Annotated in this window: 17 protein-coding genes and 1 other RNA gene; 9 read left to right on the forward strand and 9 right to left on the reverse strand. The window is 37.3% G+C overall.

The features are described 5' to 3' along the window. The first annotated feature begins 57 nt into the window (after positions 1-57). From JN11_RS16255 to JN11_RS16275, 5 genes are all read left to right on the forward strand, one after another. A complete protein-coding gene (locus JN11_RS16255) occupies positions 58-1,416 on the forward strand; it encodes a glutamine synthetase family protein (RefSeq protein WP_144914232.1) in 1,359 nt (452 codons plus the stop codon). Between the two features lie 10 nt (positions 1,417-1,426). Beyond that, on the forward strand, positions 1,427-2,545 hold the full coding sequence (locus JN11_RS16260; RefSeq protein WP_246139031.1) for a hypothetical protein: 1,119 nt from the start codon (positions 1,427-1,429) through the stop codon (positions 2,543-2,545). An 82-nt stretch (positions 2,546-2,627) separates the two neighbouring features. Continuing rightward, complete coding sequence (locus tag JN11_RS16265; RefSeq protein WP_144914234.1) at positions 2,628-3,497, forward strand: HAD-IIA family hydrolase; 870 nt, start codon at positions 2,628-2,630, stop codon at positions 3,495-3,497. Positions 3,498-3,605: 108 nt separating this feature from the next. After that, a complete protein-coding gene (locus JN11_RS16270; protein WP_211360800.1) occupies positions 3,606-4,661 on the forward strand; it encodes a glycoside hydrolase 5 family protein in 1,056 nt (351 codons plus the stop codon). 19 nt (positions 4,662-4,680) lie between these two features. Continuing rightward, positions 4,681-5,859: an aldose epimerase family protein gene (locus JN11_RS16275; RefSeq protein WP_144914236.1), complete on the forward strand. Its 1,179-nt coding sequence runs from the start codon at positions 4,681-4,683 to the stop codon at positions 5,857-5,859. 233 nt (positions 5,860-6,092) lie between these two features. Here JN11_RS16275 and rnpB read toward each other — a convergent pair. The 5 genes from rnpB to JN11_RS16300 all read right to left on the reverse strand — a co-directional run bounded on the left by rnpB (position 6,093) and on the right by JN11_RS16300 (position 8,576). Next, positions 6,093-6,483, reverse strand: an RNA gene (gene rnpB / locus JN11_RS16280) — RNase P RNA component class A. 83 nt (positions 6,484-6,566) lie between these two features. Next, positions 6,567-6,995 carry a c-type cytochrome gene (locus JN11_RS16285; protein WP_246139032.1) on the reverse strand — a complete coding sequence of 143 codons (429 nt, stop codon included), beginning with the start codon at positions 6,993-6,995 and terminating at the stop codon, positions 6,567-6,569. Further along, a complete protein-coding gene (locus JN11_RS16290) occupies positions 6,995-7,648 on the reverse strand; it encodes an SCO family protein (RefSeq protein WP_144914237.1) in 654 nt (217 codons plus the stop codon). The genes JN11_RS16285 and JN11_RS16290 overlap by 1 nt, the downstream gene beginning before the upstream one ends. Next, positions 7,645-8,052, reverse strand: coding sequence for a hypothetical protein (locus tag JN11_RS16295; protein WP_144914239.1), 408 nt, complete (start codon positions 8,050-8,052; stop codon positions 7,645-7,647). The genes JN11_RS16290 and JN11_RS16295 overlap by 4 nt, the downstream gene beginning before the upstream one ends. A 56-nt stretch (positions 8,053-8,108) precedes the next feature. Beyond that, a complete protein-coding gene (locus JN11_RS16300) occupies positions 8,109-8,576 on the reverse strand; it encodes a DinB family protein (RefSeq protein WP_144914240.1) in 468 nt (155 codons plus the stop codon). 321 nt (positions 8,577-8,897) lie between these two features. Between JN11_RS16300 and JN11_RS16305 the strand changes: the two genes are divergently transcribed. Then, entirely contained in the window at positions 8,898-10,253 is a 1,356-nt protein-coding gene (locus JN11_RS16305; protein ID WP_144914242.1) for a GH1 family beta-glucosidase, read from the forward strand. Positions 10,254-10,255: 2 nt separating this feature from the next. Here the strand turns inward: JN11_RS16305 and JN11_RS16310 are convergent, their stop codons facing one another. Both JN11_RS16310 and JN11_RS16315 read right to left on the reverse strand, forming a co-directional pair. Continuing rightward, positions 10,256-12,328: a tetratricopeptide repeat-containing sensor histidine kinase gene (locus JN11_RS16310; RefSeq protein ID WP_144914243.1), complete on the reverse strand. Its 2,073-nt coding sequence runs from the start codon at positions 12,326-12,328 to the stop codon at positions 10,256-10,258. A gap of 80 nt (positions 12,329-12,408) precedes the next feature. Next, entirely contained in the window at positions 12,409-13,590 is a 1,182-nt protein-coding gene (locus JN11_RS16315; protein ID WP_144914245.1) for an acyl-CoA dehydrogenase family protein, read from the reverse strand. 153 nt (positions 13,591-13,743) lie between these two features. On the opposite strand from JN11_RS16315, the gene folB reads away from it, so the two are divergent. After that, positions 13,744-14,094, forward strand: coding sequence for a dihydroneopterin aldolase (gene folB, locus JN11_RS16320; protein WP_144914247.1), 351 nt, complete (start codon positions 13,744-13,746; stop codon positions 14,092-14,094). A 21-nt stretch (positions 14,095-14,115) separates the two neighbouring features. Beyond that, the gene (locus tag JN11_RS16325; protein WP_144914248.1) at positions 14,116-15,522 is read left to right on the forward strand and encodes an FAD-binding oxidoreductase; all 1,407 of its coding nucleotides are present in this window, start codon (positions 14,116-14,118) and stop codon (positions 15,520-15,522) included. 6 nt (positions 15,523-15,528) lie between these two features. On the opposite strand, the gene JN11_RS16330 is transcribed toward JN11_RS16325, so the two are convergent. Continuing rightward, positions 15,529-15,975: an acyl-CoA thioesterase gene (locus JN11_RS16330; RefSeq protein ID WP_144914250.1), complete on the reverse strand. Its 447-nt coding sequence runs from the start codon at positions 15,973-15,975 to the stop codon at positions 15,529-15,531. Between the two features lie 135 nt (positions 15,976-16,110). On the opposite strand from JN11_RS16330, the gene JN11_RS16335 reads away from it, so the two are divergent. Beyond that, positions 16,111-16,551, forward strand: a complete 441-nt coding sequence (locus tag JN11_RS16335; protein ID WP_144914252.1) for an Hsp20/alpha crystallin family protein — start codon at positions 16,111-16,113, stop codon at positions 16,549-16,551. Between the two features lie 156 nt (positions 16,552-16,707). On the opposite strand, the gene JN11_RS16340 is transcribed toward JN11_RS16335, so the two are convergent. Beyond that, a complete protein-coding gene (locus JN11_RS16340; RefSeq protein WP_144909664.1) occupies positions 16,708-17,907 on the reverse strand; it encodes an IS4 family transposase in 1,200 nt (399 codons plus the stop codon). Positions 17,908-18,001: the final 94 nt, after the last annotated feature.

The following is an 18,001-nucleotide window of genomic DNA, read 5'->3' on the forward strand; positions in this document are numbered from 1 at the left end:
TCTTTTATGCATTACATTTATGTTGCTTAACTTGCCACCGAAAATTATTCTATCCTCATGAATGAAGATCAAATTAAAACCTATATTAAGGAAAACAATATTCAGAAAATAAAATTCGCCTTTGCTGATATCGACGGCATTTTACGCGGAAAAGTTATCCATCCAAAAAAATTCACCGATGGACTTGACAAAGGCTTCGGCTTTTGTGATGTAGTTTTTGGCTGGGACAGCAGTGATGCCTGTTATGACAACGTAAAACTAACCGGGTGGCATACAGGATATCCAGATCAGCTTTGCCGTATTGACCTGTCAACATTCCGCAACATTCCCTGGGACGATAATATTCCCTTCTTTTTGGGCGATTTTAGCAAAGCAGATGGCAACGATCTTCCGGCATGTGGGCGTAGCCTGTTAAAACGTATTGCCAAACAATGTGATTCAATGGGTTATCATGCCGAATTTGCACAAGAGTTTGAGTGGTTCAACTTTAAAGAGACCTCTGAAACTTTAAAAGAAAAGAGCTTTACACATCTGGAGAATTTCACCCAGGGGATGTTTGGCTATTCCATTTTGCGCACTTCACAACAAAGCGATTTTTATAATGATTTATATGATCTGCTATTAAAATTCAATATACCATTAGAAGGTTTGCATACCGAAACAGGTCCCGGAGTTTATGAAGCTGCCATTTTACACGATGAGGTTTTAGCAGCAGCAGACAAAGCCGTTATTTTTAAAACCGCTGTAAAAGAAATAGCTTATAAACATGGCATTATGGCTTCATTTATGGCCAAATGGAATGAGAACCTGCCGGGCTGTAGCGGGCATATTCATCAAAGTTTATGGAACAAGGAAAACACCAAAAACCTGTTCTATAGTACTGATGATCAATATAATATGAGCGATTTGCACAAACATTACCTTGCCGGCCAGTTGCATTGTTTACCTTATATATTACCTATGTACGCGCCAACCATAAATAGTTACAAGCGTTTAGTAGAAGGTGCGTGGGCACCAACAACCGTTACCTGGGGCATTGATAACCGCACAACAGCTTTAAGGGTAATACATACTTCAGAAAACTATACACGGTTGGAAACCCGCATCCCTGGCTCCGATACTAATCCGTACCTGGCAATGGCTGCAGCATTGGCATCTGGCTTGTATGGCATCATCAATAAATTGCCGCTTAATGTGCCTGCAACAGTGGGTAATGGCTATAACAACAAAAGTAACGGCAGCCTTGCATCAAACCTTTATGATGCGGCCGAGATGATGAAAAATTCAAGCATAGCAAAAGAACTATTTGGTGAAGCCTTTGTTGACCACTTTACCCAAACCCGCTTTTGGGAATACAAACAGTTTGCTAAAAGCGTAACTGATTGGGAATTGAAAAGATATTTCGAGATTATATAATTAGCATACCGTGAATAAAGAAATTGAAAATCCACCTGTAAATCCAATAAACCCCATGTTTCCCATAAGGGCTTCAAAGGTTCACACCAGGTTGGATTATACCTCCATTTTAAAAAAGGCATGGGAGGGATATGATGCATCAAAAACGATTAAAGAAATTGAAGATATCAGCGCAATGGTTTCAACCAACCATGTGTTTCGCATAACTTTTACTGACGATGACATTATCATTGCCAAACTATCCTATTTTGGTAAATACGAACATTTCAAGGAAGACCACCGCATTATTCACAGCCTTTCAAATAACCTGCTTTACCCCTTTGAAAACCTGCTGGCAAAATCCTTATTAAAAAACAACCGGGTTTATATTTACAGGTATAAACATGGTAAAACAGATGCCTGGGTAGTTTTTTATAATCCTACGAGGATACTAGATCGCTTACCAAGAAGATTGGAAGAACACCACATTATTAAATTAGGGGAGCAGGTAGGCAAATTCCACAAAGCATGTTCGAGGGCTAAAAATGTTTTACCAAAATCATCAAAAACTTTACGTACTGATATTGCTGCATTGCAATATCAGTTGGAAGTTAACGAAAAACAATTCGGATCTGCTATGCAGGCAGATTTCTTGAAATATCATTGCGACCTGTTCCTTAAAAACCGATCCAAGTACAATATGAGCTCATTTGAGATCATCCCGGTTTTTATTGACTGGAATATTGGCAATTTTTCAGTAACGCCAAATCTGGAATTGTATTCACGCTGGGATTACGATTGGTTCAGGATGAGCTACCGTATACTTGATTTTTATTTCTTTAGCAGGGTAGTAAGCGACAGGGGAGACCGCACTGTATTTAGTTATGTAATCAATACCATGATGGAAGACCGGTTTATTTTGTTTTTAAAAGAATACCACAAAGTAAATCCTATTACAGCAGATGAGATTCGTTTTCTAAAAGAATCATACCGCTTTTTTATATTAAACTATGTAATAAAAGATGGCAAATTCTTTTTTAACGAACAATACGCTCAAAAACTACAGGCCGAAGCCTTCGAAATTTACCTACCATCAGTTGACCGCGACTTTGACGCAGAAAAAATAATTGATGCCTTGGGTCTAAAATAGTTCATTGCGGTCATTCACTAATTGTCATTTGTTTCAAAATAAATCTAATCCCCGGGCTTTAATTTAAATAATCACAACCTCAATGAAATCCATCGACAACTTTAAATCGGTTATTGACAAATACGAAATCATTTTTTTTGACGCATTTGGGGTGATTAAGACCTATCAGGGTTTAGTACCTGGTATTGAGAAAACATTTGCCTACCTAGAGCAGCAAAATAAGGAATATTACATAGTTACAAACGATGCATCGCGAAGTCCGGCGCAGCTTGCAGAGAGTTATCATAAAAAAGGATTAAATGCAATTACCGCCGATAGGGTTATTTCATCAGGAATGCTTACCAAAGAATATCTGGACCTTAAGGTAAATGATGGTATTGTGGCATATTTAGGAACTCCGGAGTCATCCCATTATATTGAATCATCCGGTTTAAAAACATTGCCCGTGAGCCAAATTGACAGTAGCAACATTGACAAAGTAAGTGCTATGATTTTTTTAGATGATGAAGGGTTTGACTGGTGCAATGATTTGAATAAAACAGTAAACCTTCTAAGAAAAAGAACCATCCCAGTTATTGTAGCCAATACAGACCATGCCTATCCTTTATCAGTAAACGATGTATCCATTGCTATAGGAGGAATAGCCTCGATGATAGAGAATATAGTAGGTAAGAAGTTTATCCGGTTTGGAAAACCTGATTCGCAAATGTTTATGTTCGCTTATGACCTGATACGAGAATACAGGCCTGTGAGCAAAAAGCAAATTGTAATGGTAGGCGATACCCTACAAACGGATATTTTAGGTGGCAATAAATTTGGTCTAGATACTGTATTAGTGCTATCAGGAAATACCTTGCCAGGTGAGGCTGAAACAAGAATAAATGCCACAGGCATAGCCCCAACCTATATTTGTGAAAATGCGGTAGTGCAACTGGACGGATTAGGCTTTTAATAGTTGGGATGATAGATAGCATTTAATTTTATTAAGTGTTCTTATTACAATTATTTTTATCATTTTTGAATACCAAATAAAACCTGTTTAATAAACCCAATATTGTCTATGAGGATAAAAATCATCTTTATCTCCGCTTTAATGGCATTTCCCTTGTACTTTGTACAGGCACAGCCTTCAAAATCAAATAAATGGTCGGTTGAAAAAGCTAATGCATGGTATGCACAGCATAAATGGATCAACGGAGCTAACTTTATACCTAGTACAGCCATAAACCAATTGGAAATGTGGCAGGCCGATACATTTGATCCGGCAACTATTGATCGTGAACTGGGATGGGCAGAGGGTATTGGCTTTAATACGGTAAGGGTATTTTTACATAGCGTAGCTTACAAAGAAGATCCGGAGGGTTTTAAAAAAAGGATAAACGAATATCTTGCAATAGCCGATAAACATCATATAGAAACAATATTTGTATTTTTTGATGCCTGCTGGAATACAGATCCTAAACCAGGGAAACAACCAGTCCCCAAACCTGGAATCCATAATTCTGGCTGGATGCAGGATCCGGGAAGTTCATTGGCTACAATGAAGGATTTCACAACATTAAAGGCCTATGTAGATGACATCATAAACACGTTTAAGCACGACAAGCGAATTTTACTTTGGGATTTGTATAACGAACCAGGTAACAGCAGCAATAAATCGGCAGAACTATTAACAAATGTATTTAATTGGGCTCATATGATTAATCCAGACCAACCGCTTAGTGTTGGATTATGGGACTGGAGTTTAGAAAATTTGAATACGATTCAAATAGCTAATTCTGACGTGATTACTTATCATTGCTATGAAAGCCCGGATGCTCATCTGCGAATAGTGCAATTACTTAAAGCAAATGGCCGTCCGGTTATTTGCACTGAATATATGGCGCGCTTGCGTAATAGTACATTTGAAAACACCATGCCTACATTGAAGAAAGAAAACGTAGGGGCCATAAATTGGGGCTTGGTAAGTGGTAAAACCAATACAATTTATGCATGGGACACGCCAATCCCTGATGGATCGGAACCTAAAACATGGTTTCATGATGTATTTCGAAAAGATGGTACCCCATATAAACAAGATGAAGTTGCTTTAATAAAACAATTAAACGGAAAGTAAACCTAAACAATGGTAAAACATGAAATCACTATTAAAAATAACATCAAGAATAATTTTAGCTGCCAGTGTAATATCTTTGGCTGCCTGTAATCAGTCGGGCCAAAAAACAACTGCAAATTTAAACATGACGGACACAACGAAATCAACCTTACCTTCCGCTAAAGGATTTGAAAAAACAATTGATGGTCAAAAAACACATCTTTATCTGTTAAAAAACAAAAATGGGGCAGAAGCCGCAATTACTAATTATGGTGCTCACTTAATATCTTTATTAGTGCCTGATGAAAATGGGAAATTAACAGATGTGGTTTTAGGCTTTGATGATATTGATGGCTATAAAAAAGCAATGTCAGCTTATTATGGCGCAACTATTGGCAGATACGGCAATCGCATTGCTAAAGGCCATTTTGTGCTTGATGGTAAAGAATACACCTTATTTATAAACAATAAGCCTAATACTTTACATGGCGGCAAAAAAGGGTTCAATGATGTGGTGTGGGACGTTAGTCAGTCAAATGGTCAATCAATTACAATGACTTATTTGTCTAAAGACGGAGAAGAGGGCTACCCTGGAAATCTGAATGTTAAAGTGACTTATGAGCTTACTGATGAAAATGCAGTTAAAATAAGCTATGAAGCTACCACAGATAAAAACACGGTTATCAATTTAACCAATCATTCTTATTTTAATCTGAACGGGGTAGGCAGCGGAACCATTCTTGATCATATATTGCAATTAAAGGCAGCTAATTATACCCCAATTGATCCCACCTCGATACCAACCGGAGAAATAGCACCGGTAGCTGGAACACCTTTTGATTTTACCAGCCCTGCAACCATTGGGAGCCGGATAAACAATACTGATACCCAGCTAAAAAATGGCAGCGGATATGACCATAACTTTGTACTGGATAAACATGATATCAATACGCCAATTGCCACAGCCACTGGAGACAAAAGCGGAATTGTTTTGGAGGTGTTTACTGATGAACCCGGCATTCAATTTTACAGCGGCAATTTTATGAGTGGTAGTAATACATTGCTTAACGGCAAAACGGACGATCACCGTACAGGTTTCTGCCTTGAAACACAGCATTTTCCTGATTCTCCTAATCGTCCAAATTTTCCTTCAACAGAATTAAAACCTGGCGAAAGCTATAAAACGGTAACTATTTACAAGTTTTCGGTTAAAAAATAATTGACTATAAAACAATTGGGCCAATCTACAAGTTAGGGCAAAGTTTGTGCTTTTAAAATGGATAAGATAACAACATACTTATTTTTTGCGTTATTATTCCTAATTGCTATCAGCTTTATATGTTTTATCGGTTATGATTTTTGGTGGTATTGGAATTTAAATCATAATTGGAGTAGTCCCAACTAATATATTATTTAAACAATTAACCCCTTCCTTTTAACGGGAAGGGGTGTATCAGCAGCAAACCTGTAAGCCGGGTTCTGTTTCATCGCATTACTGCGCTGATTTCTATCATTAATCTGGCCCTGTCATTGCTAACAGGTTCAAGCAACCTACCCATCCTGACGATACCGATAAAATCGATATACGGGAACGAGCCGCTCCACTTCCAGGACCTATTTGGTTTTTCAACTCCTGAGGTTTACCGCAATCCCGGTCGCCCGGAAAAGCCGTGAGCTCTTACCTCACGTTTTCACCCTTACCCCGGTAAACCGGGGCGGTATATTCTCTGTGGCACTTGCTGTCGCCGGCTGCCGACGCCTTCCCGTTAGGAAGCAGGATGCTCTATGTTGCCCGGACTTTCCTCTCCCGTACTCAGACGAAAGCGATAGAACGTTTTGCAGGGCGTAAAGATAGGCTTTTTAGCTAATAATCAGTTAGAGGGTACGACCAATAGTTATGGATTAATGAAAAAAGTAAACAATTAATTATTTACAATTAGCCAAATCAGCCTGCACTTGTGTAATATTTGCAAGGCCCGCTTTATTACCAAAAGAGTTAGTTATATAAGTAATCACTTTGGCCAGATCCATTGGAGAAAGATCGTTGGCGGGCATTGCTCCTTCAAATTGTCGACCTGTAATAGTCAGTTTACCTTTCAGTCCGTATTTTATAGAACAGGCTAACTGGCTTTTGTTATTTTTAAGGTAGATACTATCTGTAAGGGGTGGTATCAACCCCTGTAGACCTTCGCCATTAGCACCATGGCAATTTTGGCATTGCGTTTGGTAAATAAGGCTTCCTGATGAATAATAACGATCAAATTCCACACTATGCTCATTACCACAGGAAAACATCATTAAAGTTATTCCCACTACAAATAACAAACTATAAAAGGAAATGAATTTTGATCTCATTATTTAGCTGAAGCGGTATCTGCCTTTAGGGTTTTGATATCATCAATTAATTGAGCCACCTGTTGCGGGCTAGTGCCATCATACGAGCCACGTACACGCTTTTGTTTATCAACAAGCACAAAGTAACCTTGGTGAACATAACCACCTGGAACGGTACTATCAGCGCTTACAGCAACCAGATAACTTTTTTCAGCAAGCTGGTAGGTATCATCCTTTTTACCCTGTAAAAGCCACCACATGCTGCCACTTATCCCCAATTTATCAGCATATTTCTTTAGCACTTTAACACTATCATATTTAGGATCGATGGTATAAGAAAGGATCTTAACATCATCAGTATTTTTAAAGGTATTATAAACGGTAAGCATATTACGTTGCATTACCGGACAAATAGACGGGCAGCTGGTAAAAAAGAAATCGGCTACGTAAATTTTACCGGCAAGGTTTTTATCACTTATGCTATCCCCGTATTGGTTTATGTATTTAAACGGGGGAATGGTTTGATACTCGGTATCCACCACAGTTTGTCCGTTCACAACTTTAGTCACCGGATGCCTTTCGCCATAAATAGGCAGAGTCTTTTTATCATTACTGTTAAACTTACAGGCATTGCAAAGCAGTATAATGATTACTGCACCAAGTAATTTTTTCATTTTGATTTAACTTTTATAAGGTATTGGTTTGATTCTTTAACCGCTGCATTTAACTCCGAATCAATAGCCATTATTTGCTTTTTTTGCGCTTTCATGTAAACAACCGCATCCTCTGTTGATTTTTTGGTTTGATCTGGCTCAAAATCGTGCATCCATTTATCCATTAAACTATCTGCTGCTACTAATTTTGCGGATAATAACTTGGCAGAATCTAATTTGGACAGCTTATTTTCCTTAATAATAGTATCCAACTGCATTTTATTTTTTGTTAACTGCTCATCATCACTCATCACCTTTTCGTGTATTTTCAAGACATCACCTAAAATTGCTTTTTGTTCGGCTCTTTTATCTCCGCATCCGCTTAAAATAAAAGCAGTTAATAATACTATACTTATCTTCTTCATAAATAAATTTAAATACGTTGTAAATATCAAAAAATAAAGTGGTTTAAAGCGACAAATCAACCGTTAGTTGAATTTCTTACAAATCCAATATAATCTAATACTGGAAGGCTTTCCAACCCGGCTAATTTTAAATGCTGACCGATTTGTGCGCGGTGATGTGTGCCATGATTTATTAAGTGCCCCAGTATATCAACCAGTTTATCGTTAAAAGCATCCCCTTTTGAGTTCTGATAAGCTATTCTTTTTTCAAAGTCGGCCTCATTAAGCTGAGTAACAAACGCTATCCACTCCTTATGATTATCGTTAATCATCTGTGTAAAGGTTGCTGCTTGCCAATCAGGCCATACTACACCACTGAAAGGAGGGAGAAGGTTGCAACGCTGATACCATACTTTCTGAGCAGCCAGTATATGTGCCATTAACTGCACCGATTTTTCAGACTTAGCATTTTCAATAATGAGTTTAGTTATTATCTCATTGGCATATTTATCGTAGTTTATAAGGTTGATGAAATAGTTTCTCATTAGAGTAATTTGTTTTTAATAGCAATGACGCTATCATGTCTCAAAAATAAATAATTAATGGTTAGAGCCAATAAAAGCAACTTTGTTAACAATTAAATAACATAGGATGAGTGGTAATATTACAACAAGGTCTTATCTTTATAATACTTTAAACAACAAGCTATTATGAAATTCATTTTCAATTTCCCTAAGTTTATAAAAAGCTTTCGCGAATGGATGATCTTAAGAAGTATGAGATCATCATTTATCCACTAATATCAATTCTTATTTCCGTTAACAGAAATATATTGTAAAATTTGGGCTTTTACTTTAGCTCATTTAATGGAACCTATTATTCAGGATATAAATTTTAATAAAAAGCTTTTTGGAGATGATTTTGCATGGGGCGTTTCAACAGCGGCTTTTCAGGTAGAGGGTTCTTATGATATTGGCGGTAAAGGTGAATCGATCTGGGATGTTTTCACCAATAAAAAAGGCAAAATTCTGAATGGCGAAAACGCCAACATAGCTTGCGACTTCTATAATCAATATCAGCATGATATTGATCTGATTAAAAAACTCAACATACCAAATTTCCGGTTTTCTATTTCATGGACAAGGATATTCCCCAATGGAACAGGTGAAATAAACCAGGAGGGAGTTAACTATTATAACCGTGTAATTGATTACTGTATTGCAAACGATATTGAACCATGGGTAACTATTTATCATTGGGACTTACCACATGCACTCGAATTAAAAGGCGGATGGACAAACAGGGATATTATAGAATGGTTTACTGCATTTGCCACAGCATGCGCTCAAAGCTTTGGTGATAGGGTTAAACACTGGATGGTAATGAATGAACCAGCAGTATTTACCGGCGCAGGATATTTTTTAGGAATTCATGCTCCGGGAAGAACAGGTATCAAAAACTTCTTACCAGCTATACACCACGTAGTTTTAAGTATAGCGGCAGGGGCCAGGGTAGTCCGTAAATTATTACCGGATGCATTAATTGGCACGACGTTTTCGTGTTCCTACATCGAACCCTATTCAGATAAGCCACAGGACATTGCAGCTGCTAAACGAGCAGATGCCCTAATAAACCGATTGTTTATTGAACCCATTTTAGGATTGGGTTATCCGGTAAATGAATTGTCTGTATTAAAAGGCATCGCGAAATACTCCAGAGAAGGCGATAAAGACAATATGCATTTTGATTTTGATTTCATCGGGATACAAAATTATACCCGCGAAATTGTAAAATATTCGTTTTTTACGCCTTATATTGGTGCCAGGCTTGTAAAAGCAGAAAACAGAAATGTTCAACTTACCGAGATGAAGTGGGAAGTTTACCCACCCTCCATTTATCAAATGATAAAGAAGTTTAATAGTTATCAGCAAATCAAAAAACTTCATATCACCGAAAACGGCTCTGCCTTTAAGGATCAGGTTATTGAAAATCAAGTAAATGACCCTGAACGGGTTAAATATTTAAAGGCAAATCTGGAACAGGTATTAAAAGCAAAATCTGAAGGATTTAAAGTTGACGGCTATTTTGTGTGGACTTTGACGGATAACTTTGAATGGGCCGAAGGTTATCATCCACGTTTCGGGCTGATTTATATTGATTTTAATACCCAGCAGCGCATTATAAAATCATCAGGGTATTGGTACGCCAATTTTTTAAAATAAAATTAGCTTTTGGGAAGCCTTGCGTAAAAAGTAGTTCCTGTTTTTCCATCGCTTTCAAACCAGATCTTTCCACCATGGCTTTCAACAATTTGTTTACTGATGGAAAGCCCTAAACCAAAGGATTTTTCTCCGGCAGTTCCAGGGCGCTTGGCTTCAGTAAACATATTGAAAACTTTCTCATGCAAATTACCGGGGATACCCACACCATTATCTTTCACTGAAATCTCAATTTCATTTTCAAACTCCAAAACCTTTACAAATATTTCAGCATTTTCAGGGCTGAATTTAATGGCATTACTTATCAAATTGCTGATTATCCGAGATATTTTTTCACGATTGATCAATATGCCTATAGCTATAGATAATAGGCTTAGCTTAATTTGTTGATTCTTTTCTGCTGCTTTAAATCGCAATAATTCAATATTTCTCGATAATAGGGCATTAATATCAACTAATTGCTTTTTTAACGGAGATGACTCGTTATTGGTAATTTCTAATATCTCATTAATAAGTTCAAGTGAGTTTTGTGAAGTTTCACATATTAAATTAATCCATTCTTTTTGTTCATCTGTATAATCATCCTCTGCCATTGAACGGGTTAAAGCTGCTATACCACCAATAGGGTTTCTTAAATCATGTGTTACGGTTCTTAATATACGGTCCTTTTCCAAACTGCTGTTCTCAAGCTTCTCTAATGTTTTTTCAAGGTTTATTTTTTGCAGATTAACCTGTCTATTCAAATCGTTAACTTTCTCTATATCATTTTTCGATATTTTCCAGTTGCGGTAAATTAAAAAAACAATAACAACTGCCATTATAGCACAAACAACAGCAACAAATAAGTATATCTGCTGTAATTTACTTTGGTTTTTCAGCGTATCAATCTGATATTGTTTCTCAAAATTATCAAGCTGCTCGTTAACGTTACTCTCTTTTAATATGGTTAATTTTTGAGCTAAAGAATCCTTAATTTTTATAGATGTATGAAGATAATTGATTGACTTTTTAAAATCGCCTCTGCGAAGCCAATAACCACTCATTAACCGGTTCCAATCTGCCTCAACATTTTCATTCTTAACGCTGGCCAATTGCAATTGTATATCATTTAACAGATTTAACAATAAATCATTTTGATTATGGTTATAGTAAATCTCTGCAAGTTTTATTTCTGCCAGCTCGGCATCGTTATTATCATTTCCTTTTTGCAGGTTAATTGCAATACTCTTTTTTAAAAGCGCTGTTGCCTGCAGCTCATCTCCTTTTAAAATAAGCACTTCTGCTTTATTTCCATAAACAACACCCAAAGCAACCTGAATCATTTTAGACTTATCTTTAAACGTCGGTGCATTTTGATTTAAAAAAGCTATGGTTTTGTCAAAGTAAACAATTGCGCTATCGGGATTATCATCGTGTTTAAAACTCAAAGCTATGTTATCCAACAACTCCTGTAATCTGTAAAAATCAGCAAAAGCATTTTCCGTACGAGAACACAGGCGGTAACTTTCTTTAAAATATTTTGTTGCCAACTCATAATGTCCCATTTTATAGGAAATGATGCCCATGCGGTAATCATAATCAGAAAGCGCACGATTGTTTAAGTTATTTTTACCTACGCGATAGCCCTGGTAATAATGCTCATAAGCATTGTCAAATTGTTGCAAGTCAAAATACGCATCACCCAACGCCATGTTGGCTTCTACCAGATTGGAAACATAACTTTTTTGATCTATACTTTTATTGGCGTATATCAGCATGCTGTCAGCATAAAGCAATGCTGTTTTATTGTCGGCTTTAAATTTGTGCCAGTAAACGTAGTGGAAGCCGTAAGTTCTGAACCTATCGTCAATATTAGGTTTGTTGATGGCATTTAATGCAGAATCGATATAATGAATACCGCTATCAGCCTTATTGGCACCAAAAAACGTGGTTACTTTAACAAATACTGGTTTAAAAGCTTCTGAATAACCATCTGTGTTATCTTTTTGTTGCCCGCACGAAAAGAATAGCAAAAGCAAGCATAATAGCCCGTAATAAGAGTTTTTTCTAAAAAAATAAACCTGATTAATATTAACCATAGCTAATTAAATGGCATTTCGGGGTTATTTTTAACAAACAACAACACCATATAGGGTATTAAGTTAAGCAAATTAACTTATTATTTAAATGCTTCTTCGCCAGTAATATCTAAACCGGTTATTAACAAGTGTATATCATGCGTACCTTCATAAGTAATTACAGACTCCAGGTTCATCATATGGCGCATAATAGGATATTCTCCAGTTATTCCCATTCCACCAAGTATTTGGCGCGCTTCTCTTGCAATATTTATTGCAATTTCAACACTATTGCGCTTGCTCATGGAAATCTGGGCTGGAGTAGCCCTGTTTTCGTTTTTCAGTGTTCCAAGGCGCCATACCAATAGTTGCCCTTTAGTGATTTCGGTAATCATTTCAGCAAGCTTTTTCTGTTGCAATTGAAATGCGGCAATAGGTTTACCAAATTGTTTCCGCTCTTTGGCATATCTCAAAGCAGTATCATAACAATCCATCGCAGCACCAAGTGCGCCCCAGGCTATTCCATAACGTGCCTGGTTAAGACAGCCCAATGGCCCTTTTAAACCAGCTACGTTTGGTAAAAGGTTTTCTTTAGGAACTTTAACATTATCAAATACCAGTTCCCCAGTCGACGATGCACGCAATGACCATTTATTATGCGTTTCGGGAGTGGTAAAACCTTCCATTCCACGCTCAACAATCAAACCGCGTATTTTACCGCTTTCATCTTTTGCCCAAACTACTGCAATATCAGCAAAAGGAGCGTTAGAGATCCACATTTTTGCGCCATTGAGTAAATAATGATCGCCAGCGTCCTTAAAATTGGTAATCATGCCTCCCGGATCAGATCCATGATCTGGCTCGGTAAGGCCAAAACATCCCATTAATTCACCTGTAGCCAGTTTTGGAAGATATTTCATCCTTTGTTCTTCCGACCCGTAGGCGTAAATAGGATACATCACCAGGGAACCTTGTACGGAAGCGGTTGATCTTATCCCTGAATCGCCACGTTCAATTTCCTGCATAATGATACCGTACGACATATAGTCGAGCCCGGCACCGCCATATTCAATTGGGATAGTTGGACCAAACGCTCCAATCTCTCCCAAACCTTTTATTAATTGCTTTGGAAATTCGGCCAGCTGAGCATAACCTTCAATAATAGGGCTTACTTCTTTTTTAACCCAATCTCTAACAGTTGAGCGTATAAGTTTATGTTCACTGGTAAGTAATTCATCTAACAAATAATAATCTGGCGATTCAAAAAGATCTTTTTTGGGCATACGTATTTAATTGGTAGCCAAATATAATGGAATTGTTTTCAATGACGGAGGAGAAATACGCACAAAAAAACAAAAGATTGTGAGAGACTGACTCATGCTACATGAATAAAACTCCAAGGCTAATTTAAAAGCAAAAAAAACTACTTTTGAAACATGATTACTATATCAATACTGGGCGCTGAGTTTTTTGCGTATCATGGTTTTTATCCCGAAGAACAAAAGTTAGGCACCAAATTTATTGTTGATGCTGAGGTTAGTTTTAAACCACTCCACGATTTAAAGGATGATAAAATTTCTAATACCGTTGATTACGAAAAGGTTTACAACATTATTGATCACCAAATGAAACAAACTCGTAAATTGATTGAAACTGTTGCCCAATCAATAGCCGACGACATTAAAGAACAATATAACTTCGTTGATAATATACGGGTGTCGATAAAAAAACTTAATCCACCGCTTAATGGCAAGGTAGATTATTCCAGTATAGTTATTTCCATATAGTTTTTAGTTTGATAAGGATTTATGACATCATCATATAATAAAATAAACAACCAGCTTTTGGAAGCGATCAGGTTAATAGTAGGCAGTGAATCTGTTATAACTCAACATGATGATTTGGAAAAGTATAGTCATGATGAAACGGAGGATCTGCGTTATTATCCGGAAGTAGTAGCCAAACCCAAAAACGTGCAAGAGGTTGCCGCACTGATGAAACTGTGTAATGAAAACTTAATACCTGTAACGCCAAGAGGAGCAGGGACAGGATTAAGCGGTGGTTCATTACCCGTTATGGGTGGACTAATGATAGCAATGGAACGCTTTAATCAAATACTAGCCATTGATGAGCAAAACCTACAAGCTATTGTTGAACCAGGTGTTATTACTGAAGTATTTATTGAGGCAGTTGCTGAAAAAGGTCTGTTATATCCTGTTGATCCTGCAAGTAAAGGGAGCTGCTTTATTGGTGGAAATGTATCGCATGGGTCCGGCGGTCCGCGGGTTGTAAAATATGGCACTATACGAGAGTATATTCTTAACCTGGAAGTGGTATTACCATCCGGAGAAATTATATGGACGGGAGCCAACACGCTAAAATACGCTTCAGGATATAATTTAACTCAATTAATGATTGGCTCAGAAGGCACTTTGGCAATCATTACTAAAATTGTAGTGAAGCTCATTCCACGCCCAACTTTGGATACGCTACTGCTTGCATCCTTTAGTTCAAATGAAGCTGCCTGTGGGGCTGTTTCGGCCATTTTCAGGGCAGGTGTTATTCCTTCGGCATTAGAGTTTATGGAAAGGCGAGGAGTAGAGTGGGTAATTCAGCATGACGGAATAGCTTTTGAATTAAAAGAAGGCACCGAAGCATTTTTGCTGATTGAGGTAGATGGAACCAACCAAGATGTAATTTTTTCTGATTGCGAAAAGATCAACGGCGTTTTAGAAGCATTTGATTGTAAAGATGTATTGTTTGCTGATACATCGGCACAAAAAGAGGAACTATGGCGCATGCGCAGAACAATGGCAGTATCTGTAAAGTCAAATTCTGTTTATAAAGAAGAAGATACGGTTGTACCACGGGCAGGCCTACCGCAATTAATAAAGGGAATAAAAGAAACAGGGTCAAAATATGGCTTTGAATCTGTTTGTTATGGACATGCCGGCGATGGCAACCTCCATGTAAACATTATTAAAGGCCATATGAGTGATGACGACTGGAACAACCGCTTAAAGGATGGTATTCGCGAAATATTTGAGCTAACCGTTTCTTTAGGCGGAACATTATCAGGCGAACATGGCATTGGTTTAGTACAAAAAGGTTTTATGCCACTTAAATACTCCGAAGTACACTTTGAACTCTGGCGCGGAATAAAGAAGGCATTTGATAAAAACGGGATACTTAACCCGGGTAAGATTTTTGAATAATAACAATTAGTTAGTATTTAAAATGAGTCTGGGTTCATCAAACTCAATCATTTTGTGCCGTTGTGCTGGTGGGATAGGTATCGATTTGCACAAATTATAATCGTAACTGATACATACGGTTTTGCCGGTTGTGCATATTTCTTCGCCCTGCTCCGTTTTCTTAACCAAAACATGCATGATATCAAAACTACTGTTTCCTATACGCGTGGTGCGTATATAACAGGCAACCTCATCATGAAACATTATAGGCTTTAAATAATTCACTTCAGAACGGCCTACTATAACGCCATTTTCACTTACATTCCATTTAATAATTTCGCGCCAGTACTTTAAACGTGCTTCTTCAAAATAGGTTAAATAAACAGCGTTGTTAACATGCCCAGCAGCATCTATATCCGAAAAGCGGATAGCTATGGGCGTTTTATATTTATAATCTGTTAGTTTTTCAGCCATATTACGACATTTTGTCTGTATGAAATAAATAAAACAGACAAAATGTCTGCAAAAATAAGAGTTATGCCTGTTGGTACAACAGTTGATTAATCCCTTACGAAGATAAATAAAAGAAAATCTTAGGAGGATATAAAAATGACTTTAGTAAAATTCGCAAACGGACAAAAAAATCATGGCGTTAACCCATTCTTTAGCGATGTATTTGATTCTATATTAAATGATTCGTTTTTGAGCGATAAATTAGCAAGCCGTGTTCCCGCAGTTAACATTTCAGAAACTGAAAATCAGTTTCACATTGAATTAGCTGTACCGGGTTTAAAGAAAGAAGACTTCAAGATCAGTCTTGATAAAAACGTATTAAGTGTTAGTGCCGATAAGAAAACTGAAAATGTGGAAGAAGGCAAAAAATTCAGCAAACGCGAATACAGCTATAATTCATTCACCAGATCATTCACTTTACCAGAAGTTGCGGATGCTGCCAAAATTGAAGCAGAATATGTTGATGGTATCTTAAAATTGAATGTTGCCAAGAAAGAAGAAGCAAAAATACAGACAAGAGAAATTGCTGTAAAATAATCTCAAGTTAAAGAGATATATACTTAAGACGCAATTTTTAAATCCGAAATCGAACTTTCGAACTATTACTGTCCGGTAAAAATATTGTAGCGATTGAAAAGTATAGCTAATGCAGCAATTCAAGCGTTTTACATCTAATTTATTTACAGCAGGCTCCTAGGTAAAAAAGAGCAATTGTTGAGAGGGTGTAATCTGTTTAGTTGAAAGCTTTTGCTGTAATGCTTTTTCTGGTGATTTGAGAAAACCACGTATATCTATGTAGGTCATAAGGTGCAGCCGTATCATTGCAGCTAGATTAGCGAAAGACCATTTAGCGGCTATTCCTTTCTTAATAATCTTTAATATTAGATCTGCTATTAGAGAACACCATATTTGTAGCTTTATAGCATTCTCTGAATCGCCAAGAAAGTACTTAAGCGGATAGTTTTGTTTCATTCTTTTGAATAGTATTTCTATTTGCCAGCGCTTACGATATAGCTCTGTTATAGTCAGCGCGCTCATTCTCATATTGTTGGTTAAGAATTCATATACTTCTCCTGTCGTAGGGCTTTTGTATTGCACAATTCTACCCAAAAGCCGATTCCCGCCTCTGTAGCCCAGAAGGATACTTTTGTCACCTATTACTCCTTTGTCTTTATGCGGATTATCTAATTCTTGTAAAACATCATAAGCAGATCTGCTTCGTTTGCGGGTAATCCATGTAACACCTGATGTTGAAAAGCTATTAAGTTTTATATAATCAGCGTACCCTCTGTCAAAGACAATAATTGAACCTTTTGGAAGATGCACCTCTTTTAAAAACTGGGAATCGTTGGCAGCAGCAGCGCTGTAACGAATCATGCAAGGTATATCCTGATCGCTCCTTATCAGTGTATGAACCTTGATACCTCCCTTTCGTTTCCCCGCAGGGTTTTTACCAGAAGTGCGCAGTATCTCCTGAAATAAAGAAATAGTGGTAGAGTCAAATATATACAGGCGGGAGGCTATGCTTTTCTTTCGGCTGTCCGATAAAAAATCCGAATACTTTTGATAAAGCCTGTAGTAAATGGCACCAAAAACATCCGCTTGTCTTCTGTTATTGGCATCTGATATAGTACTGCGCCTGGGATGATAACGTACGCCCAAATGATTAAGCCTTTGCTCTGTCGCAAGCATGCCTGTTGTTACTTCCCGCAACGAATTGCAGTGATTGAATATAGCATAAAGCATGGTCACTAAATGCTCGTAGGTATTGAAACGCTTACAGTATTTATCTGCATGATGATCGGCGGCTATACGACGGATAATATCCCGGGGTATGAATCTTAATAACTGAGCGAATATCGGCTGTCCGCTAAAAAAAGTACTTTTGTTCATTGGTGTTTTTTTGTGTGGTAACTTAAAACTACCAATAAAGGGAGGTCTTTAAAAACCTCCCTTGCTTTTTTTTAATCTTTACCGGACACTAATA

The sequence above is a fragment of the Mucilaginibacter frigoritolerans genome (assembly GCF_007830615.1).
Lineage (GTDB): Bacteria > Bacteroidota > Bacteroidia > Sphingobacteriales > Sphingobacteriaceae > Mucilaginibacter > Mucilaginibacter frigoritolerans.